A 17,518-nucleotide genomic window follows, 5' to 3' on the forward strand; every position below is an offset into this window, starting at 1 on the left:
CGATGGGCCGGCGTCCGCGGCCCGCTGCCGCGCGTCGGCCCGCACCGCATGCCCCTGCTCTCCTCCGGCCCCCTGCCCGACGGCATCACCCGACGCGACCTGGTCCATGGCCTGGGGGCCGCCTGCTGCCTGCCGTCGGCCCTGGCAGCCGGGGCCGTGCCGGCCGCGGCCCCGGGCTGGCAGGGGCAGACCGATGCCACCCTGGCGGCGTCCCATGCCGCCCGCGACGCACCCGCCAGCCGGGACGGCGTGGTGGAGCTCGATCCGGAGACCGAGGACCTGGTCGTCGTGGGCGCGGGCCTGTCGGGCCTGGCGGGGGCGCACTGGTTCCGCCAGCATGCCGGGCGGCCGGTGCGCATGCTGCTGCTGGACCCGCTGCAGGAGCCGGGCGGGCACGCGCAGCGCAACGAGTTCGTCGCCCGCGACGGCACCCGCCTGGTGGGCTACGGCGGCTCGCAGTCGCTGGACAGCCCGTCGCTGTTCTCCGCGGCCACCCGCACCCTGCTGGCGGACCTGGGCATCGACCTGCAGCGTTTTCCCACCGAGCTGCACGACGGCGGCTGGGCCGCGCGCCATGGCCTGACCCAGCGCGCGCTGTTCTTCGAGCGCGAGCGCTGGGGCGCGGACGTGCTGGTGCGGCATGGCGCACAGGCGTCGCCGGCGGACTGGCTGCCGGACACCCCCCTGTCGCCGGCCACGCAGGCCGGCCTGGCCGCGTTGTGGGGGCCGCCGCGGGACGTGCTGCCGGGACTGCGGACACGGGCCGCCCGACGCAGCCACCTCGCACGCATCACCTACCGGGAACTCCTGCGCGCCCACTGGGGCGTGGACGAGGGCGTGGTCCGCTTCCTGGCGGGGGACACACGCGGCTACTTCGGCGTGGGCGTCGACGCGACGAGCGCGCTGGATGCCTGGGCGGCGGGCCTGCCGGGATTCGACGGCCTGGACCTGGGCGACGGGCCGGACCCGCGCCTGTCGCCCAGCGGCCGGCAGATGAAGGCAGGCAGCGACTCCTACGTCTACCATTTCCCGGACGGCAACGCCGGCGTGGTGCGCGCCCTGCTGCGTTCGCTCGTCCCGGCGTCCCTGCCCGGCCAGGGCATGGACGCCCTGGTCGACACGCCACTCGACCGAGGCCAGCTCGACCGCGCCGGGGCCCCGGTGCGCCTGCGCATGGGTGCCACCGCGCTGCGGGTGCGCCACCGCGGGCCGCCCGCCAGCGCCGAGTGGGTCGAGGTCGACTACGTGGACGCCGCCGGCCGCCGGCGCCGCGTGCGCGCCCGCCAGGTGCTGCTGGCCTGCTGGCACCGGGTGGTGGCCCGGCTGACCGACGAGCTGCCCGCTGCGCAGGTGCGTGCGCTCGACGACCAGGTGAAGGTGCCGCTGGTGTACGCCACCGTCCTGCTGTCGAACTGGCGGGCCTGGCAGCGCGCCGGCGTGCGCAGCCTGTCGCCGGTCGACGGGTTCTGGGGCGACGTGTCGCTGGACTTCCCCATGCGCCTGGGCAGCCAGCGCCCGCCCGAGTCACCGGACTCGCCCATCCTGCTGCACCTGGGCAAGGTGGTGGTGCCGGGCAATGGGCAGCCGGCCCGCCAGCAGGCCGCGCAAGGCCGCGCCGAGCTCATGTCCTGGTCCTTTGCCGACGTGGAGGCGCGCATCCACCGGCTGCTCTCGGCGGCGCTCGGGCCCTTCGGCTTCGACGGCGCCCGGGACATCGAGGCCATCACCCTGAACCGCTGGGCCCACGGCTACGCCTACGAGTACATGCGGCCCTGGGACCGCTTCTGGCCCCGCGGGCCGCTGCCCTGCGAGCTGGCGCGGCGCGGCTGGGGCCGCGTGGCCATCGCCAACAGCGACGCCGGTGCCTACGCCTACGCCCACGGTGCCATCGACCAGGCGGCACGCGCCGTGCAGGCGCTGCTGCCGCACGCCCGCCTGCCGGCCGGTCACCCGATGCCCGGCCCCGACCCCCGCCAGATCGGATTGGCCTGACCCTTCTTCTTGTCTGCTTCCGTCCCCATGCCCACTGCACCTCGATCGCCCCACCGTCCCGGCGCGGCCCGCCGCCCGGCGTCCTCCATCACCTGGCAGCACGCCGCCTGGCTGCTGCTCGTGGCCGCGGCCCCGGCGGCCGCCGCCGACGCGGCCGCCACCGCCGCCGAGCCGCCCACCTCGGCCTCGGAGGCCGGGGACGACGCCGAGGAATGGGGCCGCCAGCCGCCCCCCCTGTGGACGGTGGGGCTGTTTGGCGTGGCCGCCGACCATGCGGTGTACCCGGGCGCCGCGCGTCGGGCCCGCAATGCCACGGTGCTGCCCTTCGTGACCTACCGCGGTCCGGTGCTGCGGCTGGAGGGCGGCACGGCCGGCGTGCGCGCCCTGCGCCGCCCCCGTGCCGAGCTGGATTTCAGCGCCGCCGCGGCGTTCGGGTCCGACGGCGTGGACAAGGGGGCCCGGGCCGGCATGCCGGCCATCGGCACCCTGGTGGAGATCGGCCCCAGCCTGCGCGTGAACCTGGGGCCGCTGCCGGAGGATGGCCGGCCCACGCCCTGGCGCCTGGACCTGCCGCTGCGCTTCGTGTTCGACGCGGACCGGGATTTCGAGCCGGCCGGCGTGTCCTTCGAGCCACGCGTCAGCTACCGCCTGGCGCCCGTCATGGGCTGGACCCCCAGCGTGCACGCGGGCCTGCTGTTCGGCAGCCAGCGGCTGAACAGCCTGTTCTACGAGGTGGCGCCCGAGTACGCGACGCCGACCCGCCCGGCCTACGAAGCGCAGGGCGGCCTGGTCGCCAGCCGCGTGGGCACGTCGTGGTCGCGCCTGCTGCTGCCCAGCCTGCGTCTCGGGCTGCATGCGAGCGTCGAATCCGTGCGCGGCGCCGCCAACGAGGACAGTCCGGTCGTCGGTCGCAGCGTGGACCCCACCTTCGCCGTCACGCTCACCTGGACCGCGTGGCGCTCCGAAGAAGCCGGCGTGCGCTGAGGCCATGAAAAAGGCCACCCGGAGGTGGCCTGTGTCGTCGGTCGGCGCCGCGGCGCCGCCGCCGGTCAGCGCTGGTTCAGCGGCTTCACGTCGCGGTGGGCGGCACCCACGTACAGCTGGCGCGGGCGACCGATCTTGTACTCGGGGTCGCCGATCATCTCGTTGAGCTGGGCGATCCAGCCCACGGTGCGGGCGAGCGCGAAGATGGCGGTGAACAGCGGCACCGGGATGCCGATGGCGCGCTGCACGATGCCCGAGTAGAAGTCGACGTTCGGGTACAGCTTGCGGGCGACGAAATAGTCGTCCTCCAGCGCGATGCGCTCGAGTTCCATCGCCAGCTTGAACAGCGGGTCGTTCTGCAGGCCCAGCTCGTTGAGCACCTCGTGGCAGGTCTCGCGCATCAGCTTGGCGCGCGGGTCGTAGTTCTTGTAGACCCGGTGGCCGAAGCCCATCAGGCGCACGCCGGAGTTCTTGTCCTTCACCTTGGTGATGAACTCGCCGATGCGCGCCACGCCCCCCTGCTTCTGGATGTCGTAGAGCATGTTCAGGCAGGCCTCGTTGGCGCCGCCGTGGGCCGGGCCCCACAGGCAGGCCACGCCGGCGGCGATGGCCGCGAACGGGTTGGTGCCCGACGAGCCGCACAGGCGCACCGTGGAGGTGGAGGCGTTCTGCTCGTGGTCGGCGTGCAGGGTGAAGATGCGGTCCATGGCCCGCACCAGCACGTCGTTCGGCTTGTACTCGGCGCACGGCGTGGCGAACATCATGCGCATGAAGTTGCCGGCGTACGAGAGGTCGTTCTTCGGGTACACGTAGGGCTGGCCGATCGTGTACTTGTACGCCATGGCCACCAGCGTGGGCATCTTGGCGATCAGGCGGATCGCCGCGATCTCGCGGTGCTCGGGGTTGTTGATGTCGGTGCTGTCGTGGTAGAAGGCCGAGAGCGCGCCCACCAGGCCGGTCATCACCGCCATCGGGTGAGCATCGCGGCGGAACCCCCGCAGGAAGAACTGCATCTGCTCGTTGACCATCGTGTGGTTGGTCACGCGGGCAGTGAACTCTTCCTTCTGGCTGGCGTTCGGCAGCTCTCCGTACAGCAGCAGGTAGCAGGTTTCGAGGAAGTCGCAGTTCACCGCGAGCTGCTCGATGGGGTAGCCGCGGTACAGCAGCTCGCCCTTGTCGCCATCGATGTAGGTGATGGTCGAGTTGCACGACGCGGTGGACAGGAAGCCCGGGTCGTAGGTGAACTTGCCGGTCTGGCCGTAGAGCTTGCGGATGTCGATCACATCCGGGCCGATCGTGCCCTTGTAGATCGGCAGGTCCATGTTGGGGCTGCCGTCAGAGAACGACAGGGTGGCTTTCACGTCGGACGGGGTCATCGTCTGTTCCTTTCGGGGCAAATCTTCGTTGTTCCGGCGCGGGTCAGCCGGGCTGGCGCATCAGGGCCAGCACTTCCTTCACATCGTCGCGGTCCAGCTCGCCCTCGGGCTCCTTGCGGGCGAGCAGCAGGTCCAGCAGGTCGTTGTCGGACAGGTCCATCAGGCCCTGCAATCCACGCACCTGATCCTCCGTCAGCCCGGCCTCGTGCCGGCGGAAGAAGCGCTCGACGAACAGGTCGTTCTCGAGCAGCCCGCGCCGGCAGCGCCACTTCAGGCGGCCGAGGTCGGCGGAGGACAGGACGGCGGCGGGCATGGTGGACGGGGGCGTGTCGTCAGGCCGCCCGGCGGACCATCAGTTCCTTGATCTTGCCGATCGCCTTGGTCGGGTTCAGCCCCTTCGGGCAGACGTCGACGCAGTTCATGATCGTGTGGCAGCGGAACAGGCGGTACGGGTCTTCCAGGTTGTCCAGTCGCGCGCCCGTGGCCTCGTCGCGGCTGTCCGCGATGAAGCGGTAGGCCTGCAGCAGGCCGGCCGGGCCCACGAACTTGTCCGGGTTCCACCAGAAGCTGGGGCAGCTCGTGGAGCAGCTGGCGCACAGGATGCACTCGTACAGGCCGTCGAGTTCCTCGCGCTCCTCGGGCGACTGCAGGCGCTCCTTCTCGGGGGGCGGCGTGTCGTTGACGAGGTACGGCTTGATCGAGTGGTACTGCTGGAAGAACTGCGTCATGTCGACGATGAGGTCGCGCACGACGGGCAGCCCCGGCAGCGGGCGCAGCACCACCTTCTTCGGCAGCGAGCGCATGTTGGTCAGGCAGGCCAGGCCGTTCTTGCCGTTGATGTTCATGGCGTCCGAGCCGCACACGCCTTCGCGGCAGGAGCGGCGGAACGACAGGGTCGGGTCGACGGCCTTCAGCTTGAGCAGGGCGTCCAGCAGCATGCGCTCATGGCCATCGAGCTCGATCTCGATGGTCTGCATGTAGGGCTTGGCGTCCTTGTCCGGGTCGTAGCGGTAGATCTCGAAAGTGCGCTTGTCGCTCATGATCGTGTCGTTTCCGGCGGGGGCCTCAGAACGTGCGGACCTTCGGCGGCACGGATTCCACCGTCAGGGGCTTCAGGTTCACCGGCTTGTAGTCCAGGCGGTTGCCTTCGGAGTACCACAGCGTGTGCTTCATCCAGTTCGCGTCGTCGCGGTTCGGATAGTCGTTGTGCGCGTGCGCGCCACGGCTTTCCGGGCGGGCGGCGGCGGAGATCATCGTGGCTTGGGCGGCCTCGATGAGGTTCTCCACCTCCAGCGCCTCGATGCGCGCGGTGTTGAACACCTTGGAGTTGTCCTTCAGGCCGATGGACTTCACGCGCTCGGCCACCTGCGTGATCTTGGCCACGCCCTCTTCCATGCTGGCCTGCGTGCGGAACACGCCGGCGTGCTTCTGCATGGTCGCGCGGATGTCGTTGGCCACGTCCTGGGCGTATTCGCCGTTCTTCGCGCCTTCCAGGCGCGCCAGGCGGGCCAGGGTGCGCTCGGCGGCGTCAGCCGGCAGCGGCTTGTGGTTCTTCTGCTTGAGCGCGCTGGCCACGATGTGGTTGCCCGCCGCGCGGCCGAACACCACCAGGTCGAGCAGCGAGTTCGTGCCCAGGCGGTTGGCGCCGTGCACCGAGACGCACGAGCACTCGCCCACGGCGTACAGGCCGTTCACCACCTCGTTGGGGTTGCCGTTCTTCGGCACCACCACCTGGCCGTTCACGTTGGTCGGGATGCCGCCCATCTGGTAGTGGATGGTCGGCACCACCGGGATCGGCTCCTTGGTGATGTCGACGTTGGCGAAGTTGTGGCCGATCTCGTACACCGAGGGCAGCCGCTTCATGATCGTCTCGGCACCCAGGTGGGTCATGTCGAGCAGCACGTAGTCCTTGTTGGGACCGCAGCCGCGACCTTCCTTGATCTCCTGGTCCATGGAGCGCGAGACGAAGTCGCGCGGTGCCAGGTCCTTCAGCGTGGGCGCGTAGCGCTCCATGAAGCGCTCGCCGTTGCTGTTGCGCAGGATCGCGCCTTCGCCACGGCAGCCTTCGGTCAGCAGCACGCCCGCGCCGGCCACGCCGGTGGGGTGGAACTGCCAGAACTCCATGTCCTCGAGCGGGATGCCGGCACGCGCCGCCATGCCCAGGCCGTCACCGGTGTTGATGAAGGCGTTGGTCGAGGCCGCGTAGATGCGGCCGGCGCCCCCGGTGGCCATCAGCACGGTCTTGGCTTCCAGGATGTGCAGGTCGCCGGTTTCCATCTCGAGCGCCGTCACGCCCACCACGTCGCCGTCGACGTCGCGGATCAGGTCCAGCGCCATCCACTCGACGAAGAAGTTGGTGCGCGCCTTGACGTTCTGCTGGTACAGCGTGTGCAGCAGCGCGTGGCCGGTGCGGTCGGCCGCGGCGCAGGCGCGCTGCACGGGCTTCTCGCCGTAGTTGGCGGTGTGGCCACCGAAGGGACGCTGGTAGATGGTGCCGTCCGGGTTGCGGTCGAACGGCATGCCGAAGTGCTCGAGCTCGTACACGACCTTGGGCGCTTCGCGGCACATGAACTCGATCGCGTCCTGGTCGCCGAGCCAGTCGGAGCCCTTGACGGTGTCGAAGAAGTGGTAGTGCCAGTTGTCCTCGCTCATGTTGCCGAGCGAGGCGCCGATGCCACCCTGCGCCGCCACCGTGTGCGAGCGGGTGGGGAACACCTTGGACAGCACGGCCACGTTCAGGCCGGCGAGCGACAGCTGCAGCGAGGCGCGCATGCCGGAGCCACCGGCCCCGACGATCACCACGTCGAACTTGCGTTTGGAAATCGAGGCGGCCACGTTCAGAGTCTCCACAGCACTTGGATCGCCCAGCCGGCACAGCCGACCAGCCACACGATGGTGAACACCTGCAGGGCGAGCTTGAGGCCCACCGCCTTGATGTAGTCCATCCACACGTCGCGCATGCCGACCCAGGCGTGGTACAGCAGCGAGAGGATGACGACGAAGGTGAAGACCTTCATCCACTGGGCGGCGAAGATGCCGGCCCACTTGTCGTAGCCGAGCGGCTCGCCCACCACGACCTGCAGCAGCAGGACGACGGTGAACAAGGCCATCAGGATGGCCGTGACACGCTGGGCAAGCCAGTCGCGCAGGCCGTAGTGCGCGCCCACGACGAGGCGCTTGGAACCGTGGTTGATTGCCATGGGGTGAGAGTCCTTGCGGGCGGTCAGTACAGGCCGAACAGCTTGGCGCCGAGCACCGCCGTCAGCACCAGGCTGATGACGAGCGTGGCGACGGCGGACTGCTTGCCCTGGGCCTTGGACACGCTGTGCGTGGCGTCCATCCACAGGTGGCGCACGCCCGCGGTGAAGTGGTGCAGGTAGCCCCAGATCAGCGCCAGCGTGACGAGCTTGACGAACCAGGCGGGCAGGAAGCCCAGACCGGCCAGGTAGGCGCTGCGGAAGGATTCGTACGAGATCTCCGAGGTGACGCTGACGTCGAACAGCCAGATCACGAAGGGCATCAGCAGGAACATCAGCACACCGCTGATGCGGTGCAGGATGGACACGATGCCCGCTGCGGGAAGCCGGTAGTTCGGCAGGTCCGACAGGGCGTGGATGTTGCGGAATTCGGGTCGCTTGGCGGAGAGAGGGGGGGGCGTTCCGGGCGTGCTGGCCATGGGGGGTCCTTCAGGCGTCGACCTGCGGTCTTCGGGGTTGTCGCTCTTGACGGGCGTAATCGCAGTGAAACCGAATGATTCTATTGCAGCGCAACAAGCTTTCGCCGGGCTTGCCTGCATGGCACCGACGTGGCCATCGGCTTCAACTCAGCTCGTTGCGGTAGTAGTGGCTGGCGGTGTTGTACAGGCCCCGACGCAGTTCCACGGCCTGGTCTCCGTAGGTGCGCGACAGCCGCTCCACGCTGAGCAGCGGGTAGCCGGGCGGGACCTGCAGCAGGCCGGCCGACACGGCATCGGCGGCGACCGCACGGATCTTCTCCTCGGCGCGGATCATGCGCACGCCGAACTCGGTCTCGAACAGGCCGTACATGGGCCCGGCGTACTGGGCCAGCCGCTCTGCCGTGAGCCCCTTGAACGGCGCCGCGGGCAGCCAGATCTCGTCGAGCACCACGGGCACGCCGTCGCGTCCCAGGGTGCGCCGCAGCAGCAGCGCCGGCTCGCCGGCCTTCAGGCCCAGGGCACGCGACACCTCGGCGGGCGCCCGCATGCGCCGGCAGTCCAGGAAGTGGCGCTCCCACCCCGTGGCCTCGCCGTCGTCGGAGGTCAGGCGCAGGAAGCGGTACTGGATCTTCTCCTCGGCATGGGTGGCGACGAAGGTGCCCTTGCCCTGGCGGCGCACCAGCAGGTTCTCGGTCGCGAGCTCGTCGATCGCCTTGCGCACGGTGCCCTGGCTCACGCGAAAGCGCGAGGCCAGGTCGAGCTCGCTGGGAATGGCCTCGCCCGGCTTCCATTCGCCGTCCTGCAGGCTCTTGACCAGCAGCGCCTTGATCTGCTGGTACAGCGGGCTGAAGGCCGGCCCGGCGGGCAGCGCAGGGCTGTCGGCGTCAGCGGCGGGCGGCGGCGGTTCGGGCAGCATGGGGACCGGATTGCAGCACGGGCGCTGGCCCGCCGTCCACCGGAACTGTGTCTTATATAAGACATAAGAATAGCAGAATCCAAGGGTCAACCCGGAGCCAGCCGGCTACACTTGCGGCTTCGCCCGCCCGGCCTGCGCAGCCGGTACGCGCGCGACGCCCGGATTCCCTTTCCATCCCCTTCGGAGACCTCACCATGAGCAAGAAGCCCGTCCGCGTGGCCGTCACCGGCGCCGCCGGCCAGATCGGTTATGCCCTGCTGTTCCGCATCGCCTCCGGCGAGATGCTCGGCAAGGACCAGCCCGTGATCCTGCAGCTGCTGGAGATCCCGGACGAGAAGGCCCAGAAGGCGCTCAAGGGCGTGATGATGGAGCTGGAGGACTGCGCCTTCCCGCTGCTGGCCGGCATGGAAGCCCACGCCGACGCGATGACCGCGTTCAAGGACACCGACTACGCCCTGCTGGTCGGCGCGCGCCCCCGCGGCCCCGGCATGGAGCGGGCGGACCTGCTGGCCGCCAACGCCCAGATCTTCACCGCCCAGGGCAAGGCCCTGAACGCCGTGGCCTCGCGCAACGTGAAGGTGCTGGTGGTGGGCAACCCCGCCAACACCAACGCCTACATCGCGATGAAGTCCGCCCCGGACCTGCCGGCCAAGAACTTCACCGCCATGCTGCGCCTGGACCACAACCGCGCCGCCAGCCAGATCGCCGCCAAGACCGGCAAGCCGGTGGCCGCCATCAAGCAGCTGGCCGTGTGGGGCAACCATTCGCCCACGATGTACGCCGACTACCGCTTCGCCACCATCGACGGCGCCTCGGTGAAGGACATGATCAACGACCAGGTGTGGAACAAGGACGTGTTCCTGCCCACCGTCGGCAAGCGCGGCGCGGCGATCATCGAGGCCCGTGGCCTGTCGTCGGCGGCCTCTGCCGCCAACGCCGCCATCGACCACATGCGCGACTGGGCCCTGGGCACCAACGGCGAGTGGGTCACCATGGGCGTGCCAAGCAATGGCGAGTACGGCATCCCCAAGGAGATCATGTTCGGCTTCCCGGTCACCTGCCAGAACGGCGAGTACAAGATCGTCGAAGGCCTGCCCATCGACGCGTTCTCGCAGGAGTGCATCAACAAGACCCTGGCCGAGCTGCAGGGTGAGCAGGACGGCGTGAAGCACCTGCTGTGATGTCGAGCCCGGCGCCCGCCCCGCGGGCGCCGGTTTAAGCTGTGCGGCCCGGGCCACGCGCAACCAAAGTATCCGCGGCGCCCGGCCCGTTCCATTTCGTGCCATGCCCATCGACGACCCCCTGCACCCGAGCCGCGCCCTGCTGGACGCTGGCGAAGCCTCCCTCCCGGACCTGCCCGTGTGCGACCACTACTGCGGGGTGGAAGCGCGCATGCGCAAGAGCCTGCAGCTGCAGGCCGAGCTGGGGCCGGCCTTCGACGTGACGCTCGACGGCGAGGACGGCGCGCCGGTGGGCGGCGAGGTGGAGCACGCCCAGCTCATCGCGGAGCTGGTCGATTCGCCGCTGAACGCCCATGGCCGCGTGGGGGCCCGCGTGGTGCCGGTGGACCACCCCGCCTTCGAGCCCATGCTGGAGGCGCTGCTGCCGCGCGCCGGCGCCCGGCTCGCGTACCTGATGGTCCCCAAGCCGAACCGCGCGGCCGACATCGACCGCGCCGCCGCGGCGGTGGATGGCGTGCTGGCCCGCGCCGGCATCACCCGCGTGCTGCCGCTGCATGCCCTGGTGGAGACCCACGGTGCCCTGCGCGAGGTGCAGGCGCTGGCTGCCCACCCGCGCATCGAGTCCCTGTCCTTCGGCCTGATGGATTTCGTGTCGGCCCACCGCGGCGCCATCCCGCAGTCGGCCATGGGCGCCGAAGGGCAGTTCGAGCATCCCCTGGTGCTGCGCGCCAAGCTGGAGATCGCTGCCGCCTGCCACGGCCACGGCAAGGTGCCCTCGCACTGCGTGGTCACCGAGTTCAAGGACACGGGGGCGCTGCAGGCCGCCGCCGAGCGGGCGTCCCGCCAACTGGGCTACCTGCGCATGTGGAGCATCCACCCCGACCAGATCCGGCCGATCCTGGATGCCTTCGCCCCCAGCGTCGCCGAGGTGGACCAGGCCATCGAGATCATCACCGCGGCACGCGCGGCGCACTGGGCCCCCATCCGCCATGGGCACCGGGGCCGCGAGCAGCTGCACGACCGCGCCAGCTACCGCTATTTCTGGCAGGTGCTGCAGCGCGCCCATCGCACCTCGTTTGCCGGCGGCCCGCAGCTGCCGGCCGAGGTGCGGCTTGCCTTCTTCGAAGCGTGACATCCTTCGCGCCGGCCGGGCCGAGGGCATCCCGCGATACGTTCGGTCACCCCTGCGCCGGCCCTGCCGGACACAATTCCGCCCGTTGACCAGGGCCTTTTGCGCCCGCTGCCACGGAGTCTTCCCCATGCGCCAGATCCTCGCCCCGCTCGTCACCGCCCTGGCCGCCCTGGCCCTGGCCCCCGCCGCCAGCGCCCAGACCGCGGCCACCCCGGCGGCCAAGCCCGCCGCCAAGCCGGCCAAGCCCACCGCCGCCAAGTCCGCCAAGCCTGCGGCCAAGCCGGCCGCCAAGCCCGCCGTGGAAGAGCCGCTGCCGCCGGCCGGAGGCGAGCAGAACGCCGCCGCGTCCATGGCCCACTTCGGCGACTACCAGTGCGAGTTCAACCAGGCCGTGCAGGTCTCCATGAACGAGAAGTACCCGGGCTACGTGGATGTGCGCCACGGCAAGGTCGTCTACACGATGAAGCCGGTGCTGTCATCGACCGGCGCGCTGCGCATGGAGGATGTGCGGGGCCAGACGCTGATGCTGCAGATCGCCCACAAGTCCATGCTGATGGACGTGCAGGCCGGCCGTCGCCTGGTCGACGAGTGCGTGCACGAGAAGCAGGCGTTGGCGAAGAAGGCGGCCGAGAGCCAGCCGGCCGTGAGCCTGATGGGCGGCACCCCGGCCGGCGCCGCCGGCGCCACCGCGGCCCCCACCCCGCGCTGATCCGTCGCTGATCCTGGTGTGGAGGCCTGGCCCTCCCGCCCGCCGCCCGGCCCGCGCGCCGGGCTTTTTTTCGCCCGTTCAGGCGCTCGCCGCCCGCCGCGCCGGCCTTCGCGGCGGATCGGCCGTGTCGCACAATGCCCGATGGTGCCGCGGTGGTGCCCGCGGCCGGCCGCCCCCAGGCCGCCCGTCGGCCGCCGCCGCCTTGGCAAGTCTTATATAAGATATAAAATATCTCGGAAACCCTCGGCCACCCGGCCAACCCGCCTCGTCCCCCCAGGAGCCGCCCATGCTGCAAGCCTATCGCCAACACGCCGCCGAGCGCGCCGCTCTCGGCATCCCGCCGCTGCCGCTCGACGCCAAGCAGACCGCCGAACTGATCGAACTCATCAAGAACCCGCCGGCGGGCGAGGACGCCTTCCTGCTGGATCTGCTCACGCACCGCGTCCCCCCGGGCGTGGACGATGCCGCCAAGGTCAAGGCCAGCTTCCTGGCCGCCGTGGCGCATGGCGACGTGTCGGTGGGCCTGATCTCCAAGGCCCGCGCCACCGAGCTGCTGGGCACCATGGTGGGCGGCTACAACGTGCACCCGCTGATCGAGCTGCTCGACGATGCCGAGGTGGCCCCGGTGGCCGCCGCCGCGCTGAAGAAGACGCTGCTCATGTTCGACTACTTCAACGACGTGGCGGCCAAGGCCCGCGCCGGCAACGCGCACGCCAAGGAAGTGATGCAGAGCTGGGCGGACGCCGAGTGGTTCACCTCGCGCCCGGAAGTGGCCCAGAAGATCACCGTCACGGTGTTCAAGGTGCCGGGCGAGACCAACACCGACGACCTGTCGCCCGCGCCGGACGCCTGGAGCCGCCCGGACATCCCGCTGCACTACCTGGCAATGCTGAAGAACACGCGTGAAGGCGCGGCGTTCAAGCCCGAGGAAGACGGCAAGCGCGGCCCGATCCAGTTCATCGAGGACCTCAAGAAGAAGGGCCACCTGGTCGCCTACGTCGGCGACGTGGTGGGCACCGGCTCCTCCCGCAAGTCGGCCACCAACAGCGTGATCTGGGCCACCGGCCAGGACATCCCGTTCGTGCCCAACAAGCGCTTCGGCGGCGTCACTCTGGGCGGCAAGATCGCCCCCATCTTCTTCAACACGCAGGAAGACTCGGGCTCGCTGCCGATCGAGGTGGACGTGTCGCGCCTGGAGATGGGCGACGTGGTCGACGTGCTGCCCTACGAGGGCAAGATCCTGAAGAACGGCGAGCTGCTCGCCGCCTTCGCCCTGAAGAGCGACGTGCTGCTCGACGAGGTGCGCGCCGGCGGCCGCATCAACCTGATCATCGGCCGCTCGCTCACGGCCAAGGCGCGCGAGTTCCTTGGGCTGCCTGCCTCCACCACCTTCCGCCTGCCCAAGCCACCGGTGGACAGCGGCAAGGGCTTCACGCTGGCGCAGAAGATGGTCGGCCGCGCCTGCGGCCTGCCGGAAGGCCAGGGCATCCGCCCGGGCACCTACTGCGAGCCCAAGATGACCACCGTCGGCAGCCAGGACACCACCGGCCCGATGACCCGCGACGAGCTGAAGGACCTGGCCTGCCTGGGCTTCTCGGCCGACCTGGTGATGCAGTCCTTCTGCCACACCGCGGCCTACCCGAAGCCCGTGGACGCCAAGATGCACCGCGAGCTGCCGCCGTTCATCAGCAGCCGCGGCGGCGTGGCCCTGCGCCCGGGCGACGGCGTGATCCACTCCTGGCTGAACCGCCTGCTGCTGCCCGACACCGTGGGCACCGGCGGCGACTCGCACACCCGCTTCCCCATCGGCATCTCGTTCCCGGCCGGCTCGGGCCTGGTGGCCTTCGCGGCCGCCACGGGCGTGATGCCGCTGGACATGCCCGAATCGGTGCTGGTGCGCTTCAAGGGCCAGATGCAGCCCGGCGTCACCCTGCGTGACCTCGTGCATGCCATCCCGCTGTACGCCATCAAGCAGGGCCTGCTCACCGTGGCCAAGCAGGGCAAGAAGAACATCTTCTCCGGCCGCATCCTCGAGATCGAGGGCCTGCCCGACCTGAAGGTGGAACAGGCCTTCGAGCTCAGCGACGCCTCGGCCGAGCGCTCCGCCGCCGGCTGCACGATCAAGCTCAACCAGGCGCCGGTGACCGAGTACCTGAAGAGCAACGTGGTGCTCATGAAGAACATGATCGCCAACGGCTACGAGGACGCCAAGACCCTGCAGCGCCGCATCGAGAAGGTGGAGGCCTGGCTGGCCGACCCGCAGCTGCTGGAGGCCGACAAGGACGCCGAGTACGCCGCGGTCATCGAGATCGACCTGGCCGACATCAAGGAGCCGATCGTCTGCTGCCCGAACGACCCGGACGACGCGAAGTTCATGTCCGAGGTGGCGGGCACCGCCATCGACGAGGCCTTCATCGGCTCGTGCATGACGAACATCGGCCACTTCCGGGCGGCTGCCAAGCTGCTGGGCGGCGCGCGCGACATCCCGGTCAAGCTGTGGGTGGCACCGCCCACCAAGATGGACCAGGACGAGCTGATGAAGGAGGGCCACTACGCGGCCTTCGGCGCCGCCGGCGCACGCACCGAGATGCCGGGCTGCTCGCTGTGCATGGGCAACCAGGCGCAGGTTCGCGAGGGCGCGACGGTGATGTCCACCTCCACGCGCAACTTCCCCAACCGCCTGGGCAAGAACACCAACGTGTTCCTGGGCTCGGCGGAGCTCGCCGCCATCTGCTCCAAGCTCGGCCGCATCCCGACCGTGGCGGAGTACCACGCCGAGATGGGCATCGTGAACCAGGACGCCGGCAGCATCTACCGCTACATGAACTTCGACCAGATCGACGAGTACGTCGAGACGGCCAAGTCCGTGGCGGCCTGACGGACGGCCCGCCGAGGGGCCTGGCCCCAGAAGACAAGCGGCGCCCGAGGGCGCCGCTTTTTTGCCTGCGTCAGGCGGTGCTCACTTGCCCGCGCGGATGGCCTTCTCGTCGTCCTCACGGTAGCGCCGGTCGCCACAGTTCAGCTTCCAGTCGACGCGCTTGTCTTCGTAGGCGTTGGCTTCGTCCTCGAGCGCCTTGTTGCGGGTGTTCCAGTCGGTGGCGCGCCGGTTTTGCGCCTGACTCCGGGCGTTGACCGCCTCGACCTCGCTCGCGAGGTCACCTTGCAGCTTCTCGCTCTCAGCCTTGTTCGCGGCGTCCAGGCGCTGCAACTCCACCTTCTCCTTTTCCAGTTCACGGCGCTTGCGGTCGGCCGCAGCGCCCCCGCGGCTGTCCTGGGCAAGGTCAGACATCTTGGAGTTGAACGCCTCCACCCGTTGCCCATACTCCTTCATGCGCTCATTGAAGTCACGCACCGCCTCGTTGCGGGCTTTGACTTCCTCGTGCTTCGTCTTGAGCGCCTCGTTCTCGGCCTGGATGGCGTCACGCTCCTGGTTCATGGTGACGCGGCGCGCCTCCAGGCTCTTGCGCTGGGCATCGAGCTCGTCCTGCTGCTTCATGCACGCACGCAGTTCGTCGCGTGTCATCACCTTGCCGCCGGCCTTGGTGCTGCCGCCCAGGGTGCGCGTGCCGTCCGCCTGGGCCAGCACGCTGCCGTGGGTGCCGAGCAGACCGGCCAGCAAGGCCACCAGGGGCAAGGGCCGGCACAGCCGCCGAGTCGTGGAAACCATATGCATACCTCTGTCAGGATCCGGCCAGGGCCGGTGATTGAACAGGCGGCCGGCGGATGACCGGCACGCCCTGAAGCGGCGTCGTGGCGCCAAGCCGCGCATGATGCCACTGACCGTAGACTGCGGGCCCCAGACGCCACGGAAAGCACATGTCACAGAGCATCCACGACTTCCACGACGACCCGCGCAACGCCGACATCCGGATCTGGATCAACGGCACGCTGAAGTCGCGCGTTGACGCCACGGTCTCCGTCTTCGACAGCGGGTTCGTGCTAGGCGACGGGGTGTGGGAGGGCCTGCGGGTGGTGCAAGGGCATCCGGTGTTCCTGGAGGCTCACCTGGACCGGCTGTACGAAGGCGCCAAGGCGATCGCCCTGCGCATCGGGCTGACGCGCGAAGAGCTCACGCGGGCCATCTACGACACGCTGGCTGCCAACGGCATGGACGATGGCGTGCATGTGCGGCTGATGGTCAGCCGGGGGGTGAAGCGCACGCCCTACCAGGACCCCCGCGTCACCGTGGGCCCGGCCACCGTGGTGATCCTTCCCGAGTGGAAGCTGGCCAAGCCCGAGACGCTGGCGCAGGGGCTCAAGCTGTTCACCGTGCATGTGCGGCGCGGCTTCCCCGACGTGCAGGACCCCAAGCTCAACAGCCACAGCAAGCTCAACTGCATCACCGCCTGCATCCAGGCCACGGAGGCCGGCGCGGACGAGGCGCTCATGCTGGACCCGCATGGTTTCGTCGCGACCTGCAACTCCACCCACTTCTTCATCGTGCGTCGGGGCGCGGGCGGCCCCGAGGTGTGGACGTCCACCGGCGACTACTGCCTGGGCGGCATCACCCGCGCCAACGTGATCCAGGTGTGCCGCGAAGCGGGCATCCCCGTGTTCGAGAAGAACTTCAGCCTCACCCAGGTGTACGGCGCGGACGAGGCCTTCTGCACCGGCACCTTCGCCGGCGTGGTGCCGGTGAACGCGGTGGACGGCCGGCGGCTCGACGAGCACGGGCTGCCGGGGCCCATGGTGACCCGGCTGCAGGGCCTGTACCGCGAGCTGGTGCAGCGCGACGTGCAGGGGCGGCGCGACCTGCAGGGGCGCGGGCGGTGAGCGCCTGCGGACAAGGTGCCGCGCCCGCGCCGCTGCGCGTGGCGATGTGGAGCGGCCCGCGCAACATCTCCACCGCCATGATGCGGGCGTGGGAGAACCGCGGCGACTGCGCCGTCTCGGACGAGCCGCTGTACGCCGCCTACCTGGCCGCCACGGGGCTGGACCACCCGGGCCGCGACGAGGTCGTCGCCCACGGCGACACCGACGCGGCCCGCGTGGCCCGCGCGCTGAGCGAGGGGCCGGTGCCGGGCGGCCAGCCGCTGTGGTACCAGAAGCACATGACCCACCACCTGCTGCCGGGCATGGACACGCGGTGGGTGCACCGGCTGGTGAACGTGTTCCTCATCCGCGACCCGGCGCAGGTGGTGGAGTCGTACCTGAAGTCGCGTGCCACCGTGGCGCCTGCCGACATCGGCCTGCTGCAGCAGGCCGAGCTGTTCGACGCGGTGGCCCAGCGCCGCGGCGAGGCGCCCCCGGTGATCGACGCCGACGATTTCCTGCGCGATCCCGCCGCCCACCTGCGGCGCCTGTGCGAGCGCCTGGGCGTGCCCTTCACCGACCGCATGCTGCGCTGGCCCCCCGGCCGGCGCGAGAGCGACGGCATCTGGGCGCCGCACTGGTACGACGCCGTCTGGCGCTCGACCGGCTTCGAGCCCTGGCACCTGCGGCAGCCGCAGCTGCGGGGCCCTGCGCTGGCCGTTGCCGAGGCCTGCCGCCCGGCCTACGAGTCGCTGCGCGCGCACCGGCAGCAGCTGCCGTCCGCGGCCCCGCCCCGCTGA

The 17,518-nt window shown here is 70.2% G+C and carries 16 protein-coding genes; 8 read left to right on the top strand and 8 right to left on the bottom strand.

All coding sequences use genetic code 11. The features are described from left to right. Positions 1–48 precede the first annotated feature (48 nt). The gene (locus ACE3UN_RS16260) at positions 49–1,992 is read left to right on the top strand and encodes an NAD(P)-binding protein (RefSeq protein ID WP_374676025.1); all 1,944 of its coding nucleotides are present in this window, start codon (positions 49–51) and stop codon (positions 1,990–1,992) included. A 27-nt stretch (positions 1,993–2,019) separates the two neighbouring features. Next, a complete protein-coding gene (locus ACE3UN_RS16265) occupies positions 2,020–2,976 on the top strand; it encodes a MipA/OmpV family protein (RefSeq protein ID WP_374676026.1) in 957 nt (318 codons plus the stop codon). Positions 2,977–3,041: 65 nt separating this feature from the next. Here the strand turns inward: ACE3UN_RS16265 and gltA are convergent, their stop codons facing one another. From gltA to ACE3UN_RS16300, 7 genes are all read right to left on the bottom strand, one after another. After that, positions 3,042–4,352 (bottom strand): citrate synthase, encoded by a 1,311-nt coding sequence (gene gltA / locus ACE3UN_RS16270; protein WP_374676027.1) that lies wholly within the window; start codon positions 4,350–4,352, stop codon positions 3,042–3,044. A 43-nt stretch (positions 4,353–4,395) separates the two neighbouring features. Next, positions 4,396–4,665, bottom strand: a complete 270-nt coding sequence (locus ACE3UN_RS16275; protein ID WP_374676028.1) for a succinate dehydrogenase assembly factor 2 — start codon at positions 4,663–4,665, stop codon at positions 4,396–4,398. Between the two features lie 19 nt (positions 4,666–4,684). After that, complete coding sequence (locus tag ACE3UN_RS16280; RefSeq protein ID WP_374676029.1) at positions 4,685–5,392, bottom strand: succinate dehydrogenase iron-sulfur subunit; 708 nt, start codon at positions 5,390–5,392, stop codon at positions 4,685–4,687. A gap of 25 nt (positions 5,393–5,417) precedes the next feature. After that, positions 5,418–7,124, bottom strand: a complete 1,707-nt coding sequence (sdhA, locus tag ACE3UN_RS16285; protein ID WP_374676062.1) for a succinate dehydrogenase flavoprotein subunit — start codon at positions 7,122–7,124, stop codon at positions 5,418–5,420. A 65-nt stretch (positions 7,125–7,189) separates the two neighbouring features. Beyond that, complete coding sequence (gene sdhD / locus ACE3UN_RS16290) at positions 7,190–7,552, bottom strand: succinate dehydrogenase, hydrophobic membrane anchor protein (RefSeq protein ID WP_374676030.1); 363 nt, start codon at positions 7,550–7,552, stop codon at positions 7,190–7,192. Positions 7,553–7,575: 23 nt separating this feature from the next. Further along, the gene (gene sdhC, locus ACE3UN_RS16295; protein ID WP_374676031.1) at positions 7,576–8,028 is read right to left on the bottom strand and encodes a succinate dehydrogenase, cytochrome b556 subunit; all 453 of its coding nucleotides are present in this window, start codon (positions 8,026–8,028) and stop codon (positions 7,576–7,578) included. A gap of 142 nt (positions 8,029–8,170) precedes the next feature. Next, on the bottom strand, positions 8,171–8,944 hold the full coding sequence (locus ACE3UN_RS16300) for a GntR family transcriptional regulator (RefSeq protein WP_374676032.1): 774 nt from the start codon (positions 8,942–8,944) through the stop codon (positions 8,171–8,173). A 194-nt stretch (positions 8,945–9,138) separates the two neighbouring features. Here ACE3UN_RS16300 and ACE3UN_RS16305 point away from each other — a divergent pair, with 194 nt between their 5' ends. The 4 genes from ACE3UN_RS16305 (at position 9,139) to acnB (ending at position 14,844) form a co-directional block, all read left to right on the top strand. Next, positions 9,139–10,125: a malate dehydrogenase gene (locus ACE3UN_RS16305; protein WP_374676033.1), complete on the top strand. Its 987-nt coding sequence runs from the start codon at positions 9,139–9,141 to the stop codon at positions 10,123–10,125. A 103-nt stretch (positions 10,126–10,228) separates the two neighbouring features. Further along, positions 10,229–11,257 (top strand): CoA ester lyase, encoded by a 1,029-nt coding sequence (locus ACE3UN_RS16310; RefSeq protein ID WP_374676034.1) that lies wholly within the window; start codon positions 10,229–10,231, stop codon positions 11,255–11,257. Between the two features lie 127 nt (positions 11,258–11,384). Further along, positions 11,385–11,966 carry a hypothetical protein gene (locus ACE3UN_RS16315; protein WP_374676035.1) on the top strand — a complete coding sequence of 194 codons (582 nt, stop codon included), beginning with the start codon at positions 11,385–11,387 and terminating at the stop codon, positions 11,964–11,966. Between the two features lie 286 nt (positions 11,967–12,252). Beyond that, positions 12,253–14,844 carry a bifunctional aconitate hydratase 2/2-methylisocitrate dehydratase gene (gene acnB, locus ACE3UN_RS16320; protein ID WP_374676036.1) on the top strand — a complete coding sequence of 864 codons (2,592 nt, stop codon included), beginning with the start codon at positions 12,253–12,255 and terminating at the stop codon, positions 14,842–14,844. A gap of 81 nt (positions 14,845–14,925) precedes the next feature. Here acnB and ACE3UN_RS16325 read toward each other — a convergent pair whose 3' ends face one another. Beyond that, positions 14,926–15,633 (bottom strand): hypothetical protein, encoded by a 708-nt coding sequence (locus ACE3UN_RS16325; protein ID WP_374676037.1) that lies wholly within the window; start codon positions 15,631–15,633, stop codon positions 14,926–14,928. 149 nt (positions 15,634–15,782) lie between these two features. Here ACE3UN_RS16325 and ACE3UN_RS16330 point away from each other — a divergent pair, with 149 nt between their 5' ends. After that, positions 15,783–16,739: an aminotransferase class IV gene (locus ACE3UN_RS16330; RefSeq protein ID WP_374676038.1), complete on the top strand. Its 957-nt coding sequence runs from the start codon at positions 15,783–15,785 to the stop codon at positions 16,737–16,739. Then, positions 16,736–17,518: an HAD family hydrolase gene (locus ACE3UN_RS16335; protein WP_374676039.1), complete on the top strand. Its 783-nt coding sequence runs from the start codon at positions 16,736–16,738 to the stop codon at positions 17,516–17,518. Before ACE3UN_RS16330 ends, ACE3UN_RS16335 begins: the two co-directional genes overlap by 4 nt.

It is taken from the genome of Ideonella sp., assembly GCF_041918995.1.
Lineage (GTDB): Bacteria > Pseudomonadota > Gammaproteobacteria > Burkholderiales > Burkholderiaceae_C > Ideonella.

Excerpts from the sequence above, each read along its gene's own strand:
- ACE3UN_RS16260 (WP_374676025.1), top strand. The coding sequence starts at position 49 with ATGCCCCTGCTCTCCTCCGGCCCCCTGCCCGACGGCATCACCCGACGC.
- ACE3UN_RS16265 (WP_374676026.1), top strand. The coding sequence starts at position 2,020 with ATGCCCACTGCACCTCGATCGCCCCACCGTCCCGGCGCGGCCCGCCGC.
- gltA (WP_374676027.1), bottom strand. The coding sequence starts at position 4,352 with ATGACCCCGTCCGACGTGAAAGCCACCCTGTCGTTCTCTGACGGCAGC.
- ACE3UN_RS16275 (WP_374676028.1), bottom strand. The coding sequence starts at position 4,665 with ATGCCCGCCGCCGTCCTGTCCTCCGCCGACCTCGGCCGCCTGAAGTGG.
- ACE3UN_RS16280 (WP_374676029.1), bottom strand. The coding sequence starts at position 5,392 with ATGAGCGACAAGCGCACTTTCGAGATCTACCGCTACGACCCGGACAAG.
- sdhA (WP_374676062.1), bottom strand. The coding sequence starts at position 7,124 with ATGCGCGCCTCGCTGCAGCTGTCGCTCGCCGGCCTGAACGTGGCCGTG.
- sdhD (WP_374676030.1), bottom strand. The coding sequence starts at position 7,552 with ATGGCAATCAACCACGGTTCCAAGCGCCTCGTCGTGGGCGCGCACTAC.
- sdhC (WP_374676031.1), bottom strand. The coding sequence starts at position 8,028 with ATGGCCAGCACGCCCGGAACGCCCCCCCCTCTCTCCGCCAAGCGACCC.
- ACE3UN_RS16300 (WP_374676032.1), bottom strand. The coding sequence starts at position 8,944 with ATGCTGCCCGAACCGCCGCCGCCCGCCGCTGACGCCGACAGCCCTGCG.
- ACE3UN_RS16305 (WP_374676033.1), top strand. The coding sequence starts at position 9,139 with ATGAGCAAGAAGCCCGTCCGCGTGGCCGTCACCGGCGCCGCCGGCCAG.
- ACE3UN_RS16310 (WP_374676034.1), top strand. The coding sequence starts at position 10,229 with ATGCCCATCGACGACCCCCTGCACCCGAGCCGCGCCCTGCTGGACGCT.
- ACE3UN_RS16315 (WP_374676035.1), top strand. The coding sequence starts at position 11,385 with ATGCGCCAGATCCTCGCCCCGCTCGTCACCGCCCTGGCCGCCCTGGCC.
- acnB (WP_374676036.1), top strand. The coding sequence starts at position 12,253 with ATGCTGCAAGCCTATCGCCAACACGCCGCCGAGCGCGCCGCTCTCGGC.
- ACE3UN_RS16325 (WP_374676037.1), bottom strand. The coding sequence starts at position 15,633 with ATGGTTTCCACGACTCGGCGGCTGTGCCGGCCCTTGCCCCTGGTGGCC.
- ACE3UN_RS16330 (WP_374676038.1), top strand. The coding sequence starts at position 15,783 with ATGTCACAGAGCATCCACGACTTCCACGACGACCCGCGCAACGCCGAC.